Raw genomic sequence first — 17,827 nt, 5'->3', positions numbered from 1 at the left:
ATATGAACGCAGTAAGTGTAAAAAAAATATGGACAACAATTTTATTATTAATATCAGCATTTCCATTATGGCCAAAGGCCGTTGAAAGTTTTTTAATGATTCTTTTTTTTATTTTATCAATGAGTTTCTTTTTTATCAATAAAAAGGAAAAACTTAAAAATAAAAATATAAAAGATGTTTTTATACTTTCTTCATTATTTATAATTTACGGGCTAAGTTCAATTTATAGTAATAATAATTCAGAAAGTCTAAAATTCTTGGTTTTATCATCACCCATTTTGATGTTTCCTTTATGTTTTGGTTTTTTTTGTAGTAACGAAATTTCGACTAAAGAAAGAACAAAAATAAAAATTATTTATGTTTGTTCCTTACTCTTGTCTTTGGTAATTACTCATATATATTTAGAGTTTAAAATGGACGGAAATATATCTAATTGGGATTATAGAAATTTATTCGAAAATTACACTAAAGTTCATGGAACATATTTCTCTTTATGGATAAGTTTTGGAATCTTGATATTAGTTAATGAATTATTTGCAATAAAAAGATCTAGTATATTTATTTCTTTATCATTAATTATATTAGCTTATTTTTTTTATTGGCAATTTACAATTGGGGCAAGATTACCTCTTTTTATCACTTTAGTTTTGTGTACTTTCTTTTTAGTAAAAAAAACGAACAAAAAATATAAATTACTTTTTATAATTACCTTAGCGACTATAGTTGTATCATTTATTTATTTAAAGTTCGATTCTATAAAAAATAAAATAAAATTTGGAATGCCAGAAGGTAAATATGAACTTAAGCATAAAGAAATGACTAATGAAGAGATTAGAACAGGTATCTATTATTGTTCGGCATCATTAATTAAAAATTCTTTATTATTTGGTTATGGAGTTGGGGATGTAAATGATGAACTTAACAATTGTTATAAACAAAAAATTAAAAGTGATGTTTATCAATTGTTTCATTACAATTCTCATAATCAATATCTACAAGTATTCTTGTCAGCTGGTATCGTAGGATTTGTTTTTTTTATTTTTACTATTCTTAGTATTTTTAAAAAAGCACTAATAAATAAAGATAAATTATTTTTAATGCTTAATATCCTAATATTTATATGTTTTATTACAGAAAACGTACTAAGTAGACATGATGGTGTAATATTCTATGGCTATTTTACAAGTTTATTTTATTTTAAAACAAATAAGTGTTAAGTATATGAAGGTTGCAATAGTGCATTATTGGTTTATTACTAGAAGAGGAGGTGAAAAAGTTGTTGAGTCAATTTTAAAATTATATCCTAATGCAGATATTTATACCTTATTTTATGATAAAGAAAAGTATGGCGACTATTTAAAAGACCATAATGTATATACATCAAAATATAATACTTATTTTTTTAGAAAACACTATCAAAAAATATTTCCATTATACCCATTTGCAGTAAAATCTTTAAAACTAAGAGACAATTATGATTTAATTATTTCATCTGAATCAGGGCCAGCAAAAGGAGTTACAATTCATAACAACTCTAAACATGTTTGTTATATCCATAGTCCTATGAGATATTGTTGGGGGTTTACAAACGAATATTTAAATTCAATGAATCCATTACTAAGACCGTTGGCAAGTTTCTTTTTTAAAAAATTAAAAAAATGGGACAAAACAACAGTTGATAATGTAGATTTGTATATAGCAAATTCAATTAATGTTGCAAAAAGGGTAAAAACTTTTTATAATAGAGAAGCCAAGGTTGTTTACCCACCAATTGAATCTAAATTATTTAAAAAAACTTTAAATTTTAACGTTGAAAAAGATTATTTTTTAAGCTTTGGTGCAATTACACCTTATAAAAAAATAGATTTATTAGTTGATTGTTTTAATAAAAATGGAGAGAAATTAGTTATTATAGGTAATGGATCAGAGAAAGAAAAATTAGTAAAAAAAGCAAATAAAAATATAGAATTTAAAGGTTTTCTAGAAGAATCAGAACTAGAATATTACATTCAAAAATCTAAGGCATTAATATTTCCTGGTGAGGAAGACTTTGGAATGATTCCTTTAGAAGTTATGTCATACGGTATTCCCGTAATTGCGTTTAAAAAAGGAGGTGCTTTAGAAACTGTGATAGAGAATAAAGAAAAAATTCATGAATCATCAGGTGTGTTTTTTGAAGAACAGAATATTATATCAGTGCAAATGGCAATAAATTTTTTCAAGAAAATAGAAAATGATTTTAACCCTGAATGGATTAGAAATCATGCAAAAAAGTTTGAAGAAGACAATTTCCTATATCACTTTAACGTTGAAATAAAGAAAATACTACAAGAAAATTGAAAAAAAGATACTCCTACTTAATTAGACCAATACAAATTATTTTAGATGTTTTAATTATTAATATAATAGTTTATGCTATTTATGATAAAGAATATTTAAATATTTCTTTTATATCATATATTACTGTTTTTTGGTTGTTAATTAGTTATTTTTCTGGTTTCTATAAAATTTATCGATTTAGTCGAATATTAAGAATTTTTACATTATTGTTTAGACAATTCCTCCTTTTTACATTAGGTTATTTTGCCTATTTCGGTATTTTTAAAGAGGGTGAAATTGTACACAATCAGTTTCTTATTTTAGCATCTATTACCATAAGTATTTCTTTAGTGAAATTAATATCACTTATAGTATTAAAAAAATATAGAGCTCTTGGTAATAATTTTAGAACTACAATTATTGTTGGTTTTGATGACTCATCAAAAAATATTATTAAACTTTTTAAAAGTAAATCTAATTTAGGATACAAATACTTAGGCTTTTTCTCAAGTAAGATGTATAAGAATAAAGACTATTTAGGGAACATAGAAAATGTTTTTGAGTATGCCACAAAAAACACAGTTGATGAAATCTATTGTTCATTAACTTCTTTAAATAAAGACCAAATAAAATCAATAAACAAGTTTGCAATAGATAGTAATATCATATTAAAGTTAATTCCAAATTCTACCGAATTATATAGTAAAAATCAAAATATAGAGTATTATGATGATGCATTATTGGTTTTAAATGTAAACAAACTGCCTTTTGAATTTGCCGAAAATTTTTACATAAAAAGAATTTTTGATATATTTTTCTCATTATTCGTTATTATTTTTATTCTTTCTTGGTTAATGCCAATTCTTTGGATATTGGTAAAGTTAGAATCAAAAGGTCCTTTAGTTTTTAAACAAGGAAGAGAAGGTATTAAAGGAAAAGAATTTATATGTTATAAATTTAGATCTATGGAAATAAATGAGCAATCAGACAAGGTCCATGCCACAAAAAATGATTCAAGAGTTACTAAAATAGGTGCTTTTTTAAGAAAAACAAGCATGGATGAATTACCTCAATTCTTTAATGTTTTATTAGGAGACATGAGTGTTGTTGGTCCAAGACCTCATTTAGAAAGTTTATCTTTAGAGTACCAAAAAGATGTAGATGACTATCTTAAAAGACATATTGTAAAACCAGGTATTACTGGGTTAGCACAAGTAAGTGGCTACAGAGGAGAAATAAAAAGAAAGTCTGATATTAAAAACAGAGTACGTTTAGATATATTTTATATAGAAAATTGGTCCTTTTTCTTAGATCTTAAAATTATTTTACAGACAGTTTTAAACGTTTTTAAGGGCGAGGAAAAAGCATATTAAAATGATAACAGCCTCCATTGTTTTATATAATAACCACATAGAAACATTAAAGAAAACGGTTAACTCTTTTCTAAAAACACCTCTAAAAAAGACACTTTATTTAATAGACAATTCTCCAGAAAACACTTTAGAAAACTATTTTAAAGACCCGCAAATAGAATATATTTTTATAGGACAAAACATCGGTTTTGGTAAAGCACACAACGTAATTTTAGATAAAATAACGTCAGAATTTCATTTAATTTTAAATCCTGATGTTGAATTTAGTTCAAATGTTATTCCTACTTTAATTACAGAACTTAAAAACAATGCTATAGTTTCTTTTATCACACCAAAAGTAACCTACCCAAATAAAGCACTACAATTTGTTTGCAGAAAACATCCCTCTTTTTTTGATTTAATCAACAGGAAATTAAAAATTTCAAAAAAGAAAATTTATGAAAACGAGTATAGAAATACGGATTTAGAAAAACCTTTTTATCCAGATTTTATTCATGGTTGTTTTATGCTTTTTAAAACAGCAGATTTTAAGAGCATAAAAGGATTTGATAAACGTTACTTTCTATACATGGAAGATGCAGATATTTGTAGAAAAATTGATCTAATAAACAAAAAGAAACTGTATTTCCCGAAGGTAGAAATTATACATCAACATCAAAAAGGCTCATCAAAAAGTTTAAAATTATTTTTATACCATACCTCATCTGCTATAAAATACTTTTCTAAATGGGGTTTAAAGTAAACAAAAGACTATAAAAACTATTGCTTTCCTTTAAAATGTCTATCCCACGAAAGTGGAAATCCAAAGAATTTAAAATATATTTGCAACCAAAACAATACAAAAAGTAATTACTTATGAATATTCTTATTTTAGGAGCTGGTGGAAGAGAACATGCTTTTGCCTTAAAATTAAAAGAAAGTAAAAAAATTAATCAACTTTTTGTAGCGCCTGGTAATGCGGGCACACATAAAATAGCCACCAATATTTCTATAAATCCAACAGATTTTGAAGCCGTAAAAAAAACAGTTTTAGAAAATGACGTAAACATGGTAATTGTTGGCCCAGAAGCACCCTTAGTAGCGGGTGTTCATGATTTCTTTCTTGCTGATGAAGTGTTAAAAAACATACCCGTTATTGGGCCTAAAAAAGACGGCGCTTTATTAGAAGGAAGTAAAGATTTTTCTAAACAATTTATGCAGAAACATGGCGTTCCTACAGCTCGTTATAAATCTTTTACCAAAGAAAACTTAACAGAAGGTTTCAACTTTCTAGAAACCTTAGAACCACCTTATGTTTTAAAAGCAGATGGGTTAGCTGCCGGAAAAGGAGTTTTAATTTTAAATTCTCTTGAAGAAGCAAAAACAGAATTAGAAGAAATGGTTTCTAATAAAAAGTTTGGCGAAGCCTCTACCACCGTGGTTATTGAAGAATTTTTAAAAGGAATAGAATTGTCTGTTTTTGTATTAACAGATGGTAAAAACTATAAAATTTTACCTTCAGCAAAAGATTACAAACGAATTGGCGAAGGTGATACGGGCTTAAATACTGGCGGAATGGGAGCAATTTCTCCTGTGCCTTTTGCAGATGATGCATACTTAAAAAAAGTAGAAGAACTGGTAGTAAAACCTACCATTGCAGGTTTGCAGAAAGACGGCATAGATTATAGAGGTTTTATTTTTATTGGATTGATGAATGACAACGGAAATCCTTCTGTAGTTGAGTACAATGTAAGAATGGGAGACCCGGAAACGGAAGTAGTTTTACCAAGAATAAAATCTGATTTGTTAGATTTATTTGAAGGTGTTGCCAATCAAAACTTAAATGAAAAATCTTTTTCAGTGATTAATGACATCGCAACAACAGTAATGTTGGTTTCTGGCGGATATCCTGAAAGTTATGAAAAAAACAAAGAAATTACTGGCTTAGAAAACGTTACAGAGTCTACTGTTTTTCATGCCGGAACTACTTTAAATAACAACAAAGTTGTTTCTGCAGGTGGTAGAGTTATGGCTGTTACTTCCATTGGAAATACCATTGAAGAAGCTTTAGAAAAATCTTACAGAAGTATCGATAAAATTCATTTTGATAAAATGAATTACAGAAAAGATATTGGTTTTGATTTAACCTAGTTACAGAATTAATTTCCTTCAAAGTATTCATATACTTGGGGGAAAATCATTAAAAAAGAGCAAACTATCTTAACACAAGATAAACAAGCTATAAAAAAAATTATTTGGCCTTTTCTACGGTAAATGAAAATTCAGACCCTAATCCAAAGGTACTTTTTAGAAAAATAGTTTCATTGTGTGCCTCAACAATGTGTTTTACAATAGACAACCCTAAACCAGAACCACCTTGTTCTCTAGACCTACTTTGATCTACTCTATAAAAACGTTCAAATAATCTAGGAATGTGTTGTTGTTTTATACCTTCTCCATTATCAATAACTTTGATAATAAATTTATCTGCATTATAAGAATCTACACCAACAATGGTTGTTCCGTTTGGTTTTCCATATTTAATAGAATTTACCACTAAATTAATGAGTACTTGTTCAATTTTTTCAACATCTCCTCTTACAAAAATCGGAAACTCATATATTTTATCAAACTTTAAAGTAATGTTTCTCTTTTTTGCTTTCATTTCAAACAAATCGAAAACATTTTGTATAACTACTAAAACATTAAAAACGTTCATATTTAGTTTCATGCCTTCTGTTTCTAATTTGGCAATCATGTCTAAATCTTTTGTTACTGCAACCAGTCTTTCTACTCCTTTGTTAGCTCTTTCTAGGTATTTTACACGTATTTGTTTGTCGTTTACAGCACCTTCTATTAAAGTTAATATATACCCTTGTACTGTAAATAAAGGTGTTTTAAGTTCGTGTGCAACATTCCCTAAAAAGTCTCTTCTAAAAGTATCTCTTTCTGTTAAGTTTTTAATCTCTAATTTTTTAACCTCAACATATTTCTGCATTCTTTTAGATAATTTATCAATATCTGTTGTAGCAGAATCTCTTTTAAGATCTTTAATATCTAAAATTGAAACCTCCTCATAAATTCCCCTTAAACGTCTATAAATAAAGTGTTCTGCTCTGTATTGAGTGATAAAAAAAGTTGTTAAAAAAAGAATTATTACAGAAATAATAATGATGCTAAAATCAAAATTATGAAGAATAAAAAAGTATGAAATTGCCGCAATAACAACAGAAAGTAGTGTTAAATATGTTGCAGACCAAAGTGCATACGAATATGTTTTTTTAAATTTCAAGGCTAAATTTATTTATCTGATCCTTCTAACACAAATTTATAGCCAACCCCTTTAACTGTTTTAAAATGGTCGTCGCCAATTTTTTCGCGTAATTTTCTAATATGAACATCAATAGTTCTTCCGCCTACTACAACTTCATTTCCCCAAACAGAATCTAAGATTGCTTCTCTTTTAAACACTTTACCAGGTTTAGAAGTTAACAAAGAAAACAATTCGAATTCTTTTCTTGGAAGCGCTATTTTTAACCCTGCTTTATAAACAACATATTCATCTCTGTCTATAACAATGTCACCAATTTTAAAAACTTCTTCATCTTCTTTTTCAGTTTTTAGTCTGCGTAATAAAGATTTTACTTTGCTTACTAAAACTTTTGGTTTTATGGGTTTTGTTATATAATCATCTGCACCTGCCTCAAAACCTGCAACTTGAGAATAATCTTCACCTCTAGCGGTTAAAAATGAAATCAATACATTTTCTAATGATTTTATCTTTCTAATTTTTTCACAAGCTTCTATGCCGTCCATTTCTGGCATCATAATATCTAATAAAATTAAATGTGGAACATGTTTTTTAGCAGACTTTATAGCTTGTTGCCCATTACTTGCAGTAAATACTTGATATCCTTCACTTTTTAAATTGTAACCTACAATTTCTAAAATGTCTGGTTCATCATCAACCAATAAAATTTTAATTTCACTTTTATCCATAAATTTATTAAAACTATGAACATCAAAAATAATCAATATTATAGTAAGAATTACAAATGCATAACAGAATATTCATTTTTACTCCTTAAAACAACAATCTAAAGCATTAAATAACAGGTGATTAATTAACTACAGAACTATCTTTTTTAATTAATGTTAACAATTAATTAATCTAAACACCCTATAATGCTCTTTCAAAAAATGGTTATATTTACAATACAAACCGTAAAAAATATCTAATATGAAAAAAAATTACATTTTAAGTTTTTTCTTAACTTTCTCTATCTGCTCTTTCACTTTTGCGCAAGAAATGCTTCTAAACGGAGATTTAGAGAATTGGGATAATGACACGTCTCCTACAAGTTGGACAAAATCAGAATCATTAACAAAATCTACTGAGGCTCATGGAGGTTCTTTCTCAGCGTTTAGAAATGCTGGTTCTTCAACTAAAAAGTTAAGTCAAACAATTGATGGAATAACTCCTGGCGCTAGTTATACTATTAGTTTTTGGTATAAAGTTACAGCTGGTGATGAAGAAGATGCTAGAATTTGGTGTACTTGGAAAAATGGTATTACTTCTGTTTATCATGTTGGTACTTCACAAAATGCTACAGAAGATCCTTTAAGAGGGCCAGAAAATGGTTATTTAAGTAATAACGGAGGTGTTTGGTCTAAACATGAAGTTACAGTTACTGCCCCAGCAGGTGTTGACGCTTTTTATTATGAAGTTAGATCTTATACAAACTCATTAACTTATTGGGATGATTTATCTTTTATAAAAAATGCAACTGCTTCAGTTGAAAAAAATACTATAGAAGGTTTTACTACCTATCCTAACCCTATTACAAACAATAGTTTTACTATAAAAAGTTCTTCAACCAAAGAAAAAAGTGTGGCCATTTATAATTTATTAGGAAAAAAAGTATTTGCAGCTAACTTTTCTGGTGAAAAGAAAGATATAGATGTTGCTACTTTTACTTCAGGAATTTATATTGTAAAGGTTACTGAGGATACTAAAACAGCCACTAAAAAAATAGTGATCAGATAAATTTCAATTATATTTTTAAATGCTAAAGCTTCGAAATTTTCGGAGCTTTTTTATTTTTATTATCTTTAGTAAAAAAACGAATTGTTATGAATTTATCTATCAAAATAAATGATGTTCTTTTTTTAGATATAGAAACAGTACCACAAGCAGAAAATTGGAAACTACTTTCTAAAGAAACGCAAGAGCTTTATAAAAAGAAAACTCAATACCAACGTAAAGATGAGTTTACTGTTGAAGAATTTTATGAACGAGCCGGAATTTGGGCAGAGTTTGGTAAAATAATCTGTATTTCTGTGGGATATTTTATTGATGTTGAAAATAAAAAGCAATTCCGCATTACTTCTTTTTTTGGTGATGATGAACATACACTTTTAACTGATTTTAAAGTTTTATTAGACAAACATTTTGCCAAGAAAAGTAATGTTTTATGTGCGCATAATGGAAAAGAATTTGATTTTCCGTTTATTGCCAGAAGAATGATTGTGCATCAAATAGATTTGCCTAAAAAATTAAATTTATTAGGCAAAAAACCTTGGGAAGTTCCGCATTTAGATACCTTAGAATTATGGAAATTTGGAGATTATAAACATTATACTTCTTTAAAACTTTTAACGGCTATTTTAGGTATTCCTTCACCTAAAGATGACATTGACGGAAGTGAGGTTGCCAAAGTATACTACGAAGAAAAAAACCTAGAAAGAATTGTTACCTATTGCGAAAAAGACACCATTGCAGTAGCTCAGATCTTGTTACGTTTTAACAATCAACATTTATTAAAAGATGAAGATATTATTAGGGTTTAACTGTTTTACGAAGATTTAAAGAGAAATTCAGAAGCACATAAAGAAAATAAGAAGTTCTTTTCTGAAGGTAAAAAAAACTTATAGGTATTTTATTTATAGGTAGTTATTTGGTATAATACCTACAAGGTCAAGAAAAAGACCTTGCAGGTGAATATTGTTTGTTTTACGCTAATATTTTTTGAAGTTTTCTCTGTCAATCTCTGCGAACTTTGCGAAAAAAACTTTGCGTTTTTGCGGTAAATTACTAGCCTTCTAATTTCATAGAAAGCTCTAACCAGCGCTCTTCTTTTTGCTCTAAATTTGTAATAGTTTCTTGTAGTTCTTCAGATTTTTTTGCAATATCTTCTTCTGGTATTTCAACATTTAAAAACTGAGTTTCAATAGCTGATTTTCTTTTTTGAAGTCTTTCTATATCAGCTTCCAAAGTACCAAACTCACGTTTTTCGTTAAAACTTAGTGCGTTTTTTGTTGTTTTTTTCTCTTCCTTCTTATTTTCTACAGGTTTTTCAGTGTCTTCTACTAAAGCAGTACCATCATCATAGGCTCTAAAATCTGAGTAATTTCCAGGAAAATTCTCTACAACACCTTCTCCTCTAAATACAAAAAGTGCATCTACAATTTTATCCATAAAATATCGGTCGTGAGAAACCACCAAAAGGTTACCAGGAAAATCTAACAAGAATTCTTCTAAGACATTTAACGTAACAACATCTAAATCGTTGGTAGGTTCATCTAAAATTAAAAAATTAGGATTTTGGATTAAAACAGCACATAAATACAAACGCTTTTGTTCTCCACCAGAGAGTTTTTCAACAAAATCATATTGTTTCTTTTTATCAAACAAAAAGCGCTCTAACAATTGCGAAGCAGATATTTTTCTGCCTTTGGTTAATGGAATAAATTCTCCAAACTCTTTAACAACTTCAATTACTTTTTGTCCTTCTTTTATTTCAATTCCTGCTTGTGTATAATAACCGTATTTTACAGTTTCACCCAAAATAACTTTACCAGAATCTACGGGTGCCGTTTCTGTAATAACATTTAAAAATGATGATTTTCCGGTTCCATTTTTACCTATAATACCAATGCGTTCTCCACGTTTAAAAACATAATCAAATCCATCTAAAATCTTCTTATCACCAAAAGACTTAGAGACTTTATGAAGTTCTAGAATTTTACTTCCTAAACGTTCCATATTAATTTCTAACTGAACTTGGTGGTCTTTTCTACGTTGATGTGCTTTTTCTTTAATTTGATAAAAATCATCTGTTCTAGATTTAGACTTTGTTGTTCTTGCCTTTGGTTGCTTTCGCATCCATTCTAATTCTTTTTTAAATAAACTTTTTGCTTTTCCTAAATTGGTAGCTTCTAATGCCAAACGTTCTTCCTTATTCTGTAAATAATAAGAATAATTACCTTTGTATTTATATATTTTACCCTCGTCTAATTCTAAAATCTCATTACAAACTCGTTCTAAAAAATAACGATCATGCGTTACCATAAAAAGGGTAATTTTTTCTTTTGCAAAGAAAGCTTCTAACCACTCTATCATTTCTAAATCTAAATGATTTGTAGGCTCATCTAAAATTAAAAAATCTGGTTTGTTAATAAGTACAATGGCTAAAGAAAGACGTTTTTTTTGTCCACCAGAAAGACTTCCTACTTTTAATGTTAGGTCTTCTAATTTTAATTTAGATAAAATTTGTCTGTATTGTGTTTCAAAATCCCAAGCATTGTATTGCTCCATTTGCTCAAAAGCAGCTTGATAAGCGTCTGTATCATCTAAGTTTTTAAGCGCTTTCTCATATCTATTTACTATTGAAAGTATTTTATTATCTGTAGCAAAGATGGTTTCTTCAATAGTTAAATCTGGATTTATCTCATCTTTTTGAGCCAAATAGGCAATAGAGATTCCATTTCTAGAGACCACTTGCCCAGAATCTGGAACATCTAAACCTGCAATAATATTTAAGATGGATGTTTTTCCACTTCCATTTTTAGCAACAAAAGCAACTTTTTGGTCCTTGTTAATTCCAAAAGAGATGTCTTCAAATAAGATACGTTCTCCATAAGATTTAGAGATATTTTCAACGGATAAATAGTTCACAGAAATAAAATTTATTTTTGCAAAGAAACAAAAAACCCAAGCGTTAACTTGGTTTTTTAGAATCTATTAACTTTTGGAATTTTCTTTTCCCTAAATTTAAAGAAGAAAGCTCCTTTTTTAAGGGCTAAAAACCTTCATCAAAAACAAAAACCTCAAGCTAGGCCTGAGGTTTTATAAAAGTAATTACAAATGTATCCTTTCTTATTGTTTTATAAACTTTTGTATAAAAGTTTCTTCTTCGTCTGTTAATTCTATCAAATAAATTCCTTTTTTCAAAGTGCTAATATCAATAGTATTGTTTTTAATTGTTCCGGATGTAATTAACTGACCTAATAGATTTGTAATTCTATAGTTGGATTTAATTGCGCCAAAACTTGTGTTAATGTTTAAAATAGCAGAAGTAGGATTTGGATATAGCAGATTATCTCCAAACTCTTTATTAGATGCTGATTCTGTTGTATAATAGCTATTCACTTCATTTACAGAATTTATAGAACTTCCTCCATTACCAATAATACCTGTAATTGTAACTTGGTCTATGTAAATATGATCATCATTTTTTGATGCATCATTTTGGAATCTGAATGCAGAATTGGAAGCAAAATTAACATCTGTACCATTTAAAGTAACGGTTGCCGAATAAAAAGTATTATTGTTAAATGATGTTCCTCTTGCCCACGCTGCAACTGTAGACCAAGAAGATCCGTTATAAAAACGCAACCAAAAATCTTCACCGTTTTCCATTGATCTAGCATAGAAATAGAAAGTTACCTCAACAGAATTAAAACTTGTTAAATTAAAACTAGATGATGTCATTGCAGAACCAGTACCAGAGTTATCTCTTAAACGAATAGACCTATTACCTTCAAAAGAACGTGAACCAGAATACCTATAACAATCAGATCCTCCATCAGACCAACCATCCCAACCAGATTCAAAGAATCCTTCATGTAATACTGTTGTAGAACCTGTTGATCCATCAAGAGTTGTAAAAGTTACACTAGTACTTTGTGCCGATACATTACCAGCTGCATCTTTTGCATTTACGGTGTATGAATAACTTGTAGCAGCAGTTAAACCCGTAAGATTTGCGCTTGTAGAACTTACACTTCCTATACTTGTACCGCTACTAAAAATTTCATAAGCTGTTACACCAACATTGTCTGAAGATGCAGACCAAGATAAACTAGCCGTTGTTTCTGTAATATTTGATACCGTTAAATTTGTTGGTATTGTTGGTGCTTGTGTATCTGCAGCTGGCGCATTTACATGTACAGTTCTTGAAACTTCTGTAGCTGCATTTCCCGCAGCATCACTTACGTTATAGGTTACAACATAGGTATTTACTGTATTTGTATCAACAGTATCGCCACCAATAACAATATTAGCTGTTAAATTTCCATCTACATTATCTGTTGCTGTTGCTCCTAACTCATTGTAAGCATCTCCTTGTGTTACATTTATGGTTGATGCTCCTGTTAGTGTAATTATTGGCGCTGTTGTATCTGCAACTCCGTCTGTAATATTTACAGTATAATCTTCTGTTTCTCCATAATTATAACTTCCACAAGAACTTGGTATTGCATTGTATTGCATAACAACTCGCATTCTAGTTGCTCCTGTTATTGCAGAAGTTGGTATAGTAAAAGCACCACTTACTGGAGTGGTTGTAGAGGCAGACTTTGACCAAATGGTTTCTCCATTGTCTGTAAAATCTCCATCTTTATTGTAATCAATAAACACCGCATACCCTTCGTTATATAAAGTGCCTGTCCAGGTTGGAGTTATTGTTATGGTAGCAGAAGTTCCTTTGGTTAAAACTGTAGATTGCGAAGTATAATCTGCATATCCACTAGAAGCTGCACCTGTTGTATTGTTAATACTTCCTAAAACAACTTTACTAATATATTCATCAACCACACTGTTTCCATTAGAACTACAATAGTTTAATTGAATTTCGCTTGTTGTAAAACTTACGGATGCACTATATGCTGATGTAGCGTTGTCTGGACATGTACTTCTTACTTGAACTTCGTATGTAGTTTCTGAGTTTAAACCAGCTAAAGAAGTTGATGTTCCGGCAACTGTAGAAGTTGTCCAAGTAGTTGTTCCTGATTGACGGTATCTAAAATCATAAGAACTTCCTGGAACTGCATCCCAAGAAACGGTTGCTGTTGAAGATCCAAAACCATCAATAGTTAAATTATCAGGAGTGGTTGCGTTACAAACCACAGGCGTTCCCGTTAAACCAGTTATAATTAATGAATAATTTTGACTCCCGCCAGTTAAAGAACCTTTATTAGTTACGGAAATTGTGTAAGTTCCAGAAGCATTTGCAACATCAACTCTTTCATAAGGATCTACATTATTATCTCCCTTACCGTTGGTAGCTACACCTGTTAATTTCCAAGGTGTATAGGTTGTTCCGTTTTTTGAAACTCTAATATCTAAATCGTTTACTAAAACAGGTGAGCTAGAATTTGTAGCGGTAGAAGCTACTCCAGCTCTATCTGTCCAAGAAATAGAAGCCATTAAATCATTAATTCCGTCAGAATCTACGGTTATTTGATAGGTTTGTCCGTTGGTTAATGTTAATTCTTCTACTTTTGATTCATTTCCATTTTGTGTAATTGCTTGCGCAGCTCTTTTTGCATTCAACAATCCCCAACCATAAACTGCATCCGGACCTGTAGCACCAGCATCATCTGCGGTATGTAAAGCAATTCCTTTTAAAGTAGAAGCTTTTATAAAAGAACCTCTTACATCATTTGCATGTTGTTGTAATATTAATAAAGTTCCTGCAACGTTTGGCGATGCCATTGAAGTTCCTGTAATACTATTGTAGTCTGTATTACTAGATTCATAGGTTGAGTAAACTGCTGTTCCGTTTCCAGTAATATCTGGTTTTATACGATAATCATCTGTAGGACCTTCGCTACTAGAAGAATTGATACTTACAGAAAGTAAATTTCCGTTGGTATCAATATTGGCATCATTTGCATTTGCAACCACCATATTATTTTTTGCAGTAGCATGACCAGATAATTTATCATAAGAAGAATTTCCACCTAAAGGAGATCCGTTTGAAGAATTATCATTTCCATCATTTCCGGCAGCCACCACCATTAAATAATTAGGCGCATTAAACATAATTTCATCCCAATCTCTAGAATCTGTTATATAACCTCCAAAATAATAATCTGGCAATTGACTGGCACGAAAACCATAAGAATGATTAGAAATTAACATTCCGTTAGACGCTGCCCCTGTAGCTTCAGATGTATCGCTATTCCAGTCATAACCAACAGCACTTGCATGCGGCGCCATTCCTTTTGCATTTGCATCTACACCAGATGCAATAATTGTACCTGTTACGTGTGCAGAATGATAATGTAGTGTTGTTGTTCCATCTCCTATGGAAAATCTATTTGTACCACCTGCACCATCATATTCTTGATGAGAAGCCCTTGCAAGTCCTCCATCCCAAACGTGAGCAGTCATATTTTGTCCCATTAGATTTAACCCTAACGAACCACCAGCATTCAAATGATCTGTTCTAGTAGATGTTGCTGCATCAACATTAAAAGTTGTGTAATAGATTGGTTTTCCATCTACAACTCTTTGTATTTCTAAAAGTTCACCTTTGGAATTTGTAAATTTTGTTTGCCAACCTTTCGCATTTGCTATAGAAATGGCATTTTGCTTTTCTAAAGATGCTTTTTGCTTAAAAGTCTTTTTTAAAACACTCAGTTTTTCCTGATTATACTTGCCTTTAATTTTTTCTAACTCAACTTTCTTTTGCGCTTGTATGCTTAATCCGAAAGTCATAAAAACTCCTAAAATAAGAAGTCTACTGAAGTACTTGTTTTTCATTTTTGGTTGATTTTTGGTTAGTGATTCATTGAAATCATTTGTAATGCTTTAAAGCAACTCTTCAAAGAAATAGAAGATTCATAAAACATGATTATATAATACTAAATTTTTATGTTAAAATGACATAAAATTTTAAATAATACCACACAAACATACAAATTAATTATCAATACCGCAATTATCAAATTTAAGAAAAAATAAGGACACAAAACTCCAACAGAAACCATACAATTTATATAAATAAAACAATCAAAGTAAAACTTAACTCTCACTTTTTACATTTCCTAATTAGTGGTATATTGCGCCCAATAATTGATAAAAAAAAGTATGAAAATAATAGTTCCAATGGCCGGAATTGGGTCTCGTTTAAGACCTCACACGTTAACTGTACCAAAACCATTAACTGTAATTGCAGGCAAACCAATTGTACAACGCTTAGTAGAAGATATTGCTTCTGTTATTGATGAAAAAATTGATGAAATAGCATTTGTAATAGGTACAACAGCCAAAGGTTTCCCTACAAATACTGAAGAACAATTGTTAAAAATTGCAGCAGAATTAGGCGCAAAAGGCTCTGTTTATATACAAGAACAAGCATTAGGAACTGCGCATGCTATTTATTGCGCTAAAGAATCATTAAGTGGTCCTTGCGTGGTAGCTTATGCAGATACATTATTTAAGGCAGATTTTACCTTAGATGTAAATGCCGATGGTGCAATTTGGGTAAGCAAAGTAGAAAATCCAAGTGCTTTTGGTGTTGTAAAACTAAAAGATGGTTTTATTAGCGATTTTATTGAAAAACCAAAAGATTTTGTTTCCGATTTAGCAATTATTGGAATTTATTATTTTAAAAGCGGAGATAAATTATTAGAAGAAATTCAATATTTAATAGATAATGATTTAAAAGAAAATAATGAATATCAATTAACCAACGTTTTAGAATCTTTAAAACAACAAGGAGCAAAATTTATTCCTGGAACTGTAAACGCCTGGATGGATTGCGGTAAAAAGGACCCAACCGTAGACACCAATAAACAAGTGTTAGGTTTTGAACATGAGGCTGGTAATAATTTAGTTTCTAAAGATGTTATTTTAGAGAATTCTGAAATAATTCAACCTTGTTTTATAGGAGAAAATGTAGTGCTTAAAAACACTAAAATTGGACCTTATGTTTCTATTGGCGCTAATAGCACTGTTGAAAACGCTACTATAGTTAATTCATTAATTCAATCTAATGTAGCAATATCTAATGCAGACTTAGACAATGCTATGATTGGTAATCATGCAAAATATAATGGCAAATACACTTCTGTAAGTATTGGCGATTATACAGAATTAATTTAGATGAAATTTAGAAGAAAGAAAAAAGAAAATAGAGAAAAAAGCAGACTTGGTTTTCAAACCTATGCGCTATTCTCTATTTTCTTTTTTCTCTTTTCAATCCATACGTTCTCACAAGACAGTATTCCTGCAGCAAAAGATTTAACAGAGGAAAAAGAGTTAAATTTTCAACAATTTTTTTTTAAAGCGCTGTCAGAAAAAGCAATTGGCAACTACACCAAAGCCATTCAGAACTTAGAAAATTGCAATCAAATTTTACCTGATGATGTTGCTGTGTTTTTCGAGTTTTCTAAAAATTACTTGTTACTAAAAAACACCTTACTTGCAAAAGAATACATACATCGTGCGTTGGCAAAAGAGCCTACAAACTTATGGATGCTAAAACATTTGGTACAAGTAAACTTTGAAGAAAAAAACCTTAAAGAAGCCATTCTAAATCAGCAGAAACTAGTTGAAAGCGACCCTAAAGAAAGACCATTTTTAGTGCAATTATATATCTATAACAAAGAATATAAAAAAGCAGTTAGTTTACTAACTATTTTGGAGAATGAAGGCGCTTTATCCGTAAATTTGAAAAATTTAAAACAGCGCTTAGAAAAAAGAAAAGAAAATAGTATTGTTGAAGAAAAACAAAAAGACTCAACAAATTTAATAGCACAGTTTAAGAGTGACAAATCGTATAAAATTCTAGAACAGATTTTAGAAAAACACGCAAACAACACAACTGTTTTATTAAAATATGCTGAAGAAGGAATTGCTCTTTTTCCTGCACAACCTTTATTTTATTTAACAAAAGGAAAAGTTTTAAATAATCATAAAAAGTATAAAAAAGCGTTAGAGAGTTTACAAAATGGTATCGATTTTGTATATGAAGATAAAATGGAAGCCGCTTTTTACAATGAAATGGCCATTGCTTATAATGGTTTAGGAAACACAAATGAAGAAAAAAAATACAGAGCAAAGTCCGAAAAAATAAAAAATTAAC

Annotated in this window: 13 protein-coding genes; 9 read left to right on the top strand and 4 right to left on the bottom strand. The window is 29.7% G+C overall.

All coding sequences use genetic code 11. The annotated features are described in order from the left end of the window. The first annotated feature begins 2 nt into the window (after window positions 1-2). The 5 genes from ACSHW5_RS02955 (at window position 3) to purD (ending at window position 5,822) form a co-directional block, all read left to right on the top strand. The gene (locus ACSHW5_RS02955; protein ID WP_435674618.1) at window positions 3-1,217 is read left to right on the top strand and encodes an O-antigen ligase family protein; all 1,215 of its coding nucleotides are present in this window, start codon (window positions 3-5) and stop codon (window positions 1,215-1,217) included. A 4-nt stretch (window positions 1,218-1,221) separates the two neighbouring features. After that, complete coding sequence (locus ACSHW5_RS02950; protein WP_435674617.1) at window positions 1,222-2,340, top strand: glycosyltransferase; 1,119 nt, start codon at window positions 1,222-1,224, stop codon at window positions 2,338-2,340. Then, the gene (locus tag ACSHW5_RS02945; RefSeq protein ID WP_435674616.1) at window positions 2,337-3,692 is read left to right on the top strand and encodes an undecaprenyl-phosphate glucose phosphotransferase; all 1,356 of its coding nucleotides are present in this window, start codon (window positions 2,337-2,339) and stop codon (window positions 3,690-3,692) included. Before ACSHW5_RS02950 ends, ACSHW5_RS02945 begins: the two co-directional genes overlap by 4 nt. 1 nt (window position 3,693) lies before the next feature. Continuing rightward, window positions 3,694-4,434 carry a glycosyltransferase gene (locus ACSHW5_RS02940; RefSeq protein ID WP_435674615.1) on the top strand — a complete coding sequence of 247 codons (741 nt, stop codon included), beginning with the start codon at window positions 3,694-3,696 and terminating at the stop codon, window positions 4,432-4,434. A gap of 113 nt (window positions 4,435-4,547) precedes the next feature. Further along, entirely contained in the window at window positions 4,548-5,822 is a 1,275-nt protein-coding gene (gene purD, locus ACSHW5_RS02935; RefSeq protein ID WP_435674614.1) for a phosphoribosylamine--glycine ligase, read from the top strand. Between the two features lie 100 nt (window positions 5,823-5,922). On the opposite strand, the gene ACSHW5_RS02930 is transcribed toward purD, so the two are convergent. Both ACSHW5_RS02930 and ACSHW5_RS02925 read right to left on the bottom strand, forming a co-directional pair. Then, window positions 5,923-6,963, bottom strand: a complete 1,041-nt coding sequence (locus ACSHW5_RS02930) for a sensor histidine kinase (RefSeq protein ID WP_435674613.1) — start codon at window positions 6,961-6,963, stop codon at window positions 5,923-5,925. Between the two features lie 8 nt (window positions 6,964-6,971). After that, window positions 6,972-7,670 carry a response regulator transcription factor gene (locus ACSHW5_RS02925; RefSeq protein ID WP_435674612.1) on the bottom strand — a complete coding sequence of 233 codons (699 nt, stop codon included), beginning with the start codon at window positions 7,668-7,670 and terminating at the stop codon, window positions 6,972-6,974. 241 nt (window positions 7,671-7,911) lie between these two features. Here ACSHW5_RS02925 and ACSHW5_RS02920 point away from each other — a divergent pair, with 241 nt between their 5' ends. Then, on the top strand, window positions 7,912-8,718 hold the full coding sequence (locus tag ACSHW5_RS02920; protein WP_435674611.1) for a T9SS type A sorting domain-containing protein: 807 nt from the start codon (window positions 7,912-7,914) through the stop codon (window positions 8,716-8,718). An 86-nt stretch (window positions 8,719-8,804) separates the two neighbouring features. Next, a complete protein-coding gene (locus ACSHW5_RS02915) occupies window positions 8,805-9,521 on the top strand; it encodes a 3'-5' exonuclease (protein WP_435674610.1) in 717 nt (238 codons plus the stop codon). Window positions 9,522-9,765: 244 nt separating this feature from the next. Here ACSHW5_RS02915 and ACSHW5_RS02910 read toward each other — a convergent pair whose 3' ends face one another. Together ACSHW5_RS02910 and ACSHW5_RS02905 are read right to left on the bottom strand one after the other, a co-directional pair. Then, complete coding sequence (locus tag ACSHW5_RS02910; RefSeq protein ID WP_435674609.1) at window positions 9,766-11,628, bottom strand: ABC-F family ATP-binding cassette domain-containing protein; 1,863 nt, start codon at window positions 11,626-11,628, stop codon at window positions 9,766-9,768. Between the two features lie 201 nt (window positions 11,629-11,829). After that, window positions 11,830-15,501, bottom strand: a complete 3,672-nt coding sequence (locus ACSHW5_RS02905; protein WP_435674608.1) for a S8 family serine peptidase — start codon at window positions 15,499-15,501, stop codon at window positions 11,830-11,832. Window positions 15,502-15,828: 327 nt separating this feature from the next. Here ACSHW5_RS02905 and ACSHW5_RS02900 point away from each other — a divergent pair, with 327 nt between their 5' ends. Continuing rightward, window positions 15,829-16,845, top strand: coding sequence for a sugar phosphate nucleotidyltransferase (locus ACSHW5_RS02900; RefSeq protein ID WP_435674607.1), 1,017 nt, complete (start codon window positions 15,829-15,831; stop codon window positions 16,843-16,845). Further along, window positions 16,846-17,826: a tetratricopeptide repeat protein gene (locus ACSHW5_RS02895; protein ID WP_435674606.1), complete on the top strand. Its 981-nt coding sequence runs from the start codon at window positions 16,846-16,848 to the stop codon at window positions 17,824-17,826. Window position 17,827: the final 1 nt, after the last annotated feature.

It is taken from the genome of Polaribacter sp. (assembly GCF_051251875.1).
Classification (GTDB): Bacteria; Bacteroidota; Bacteroidia; order Flavobacteriales; family Flavobacteriaceae; genus Polaribacter.
Note: the sequence above shows the minus strand (reverse complement) of the source record. Positions and strands in the feature narration are given on the sequence as shown.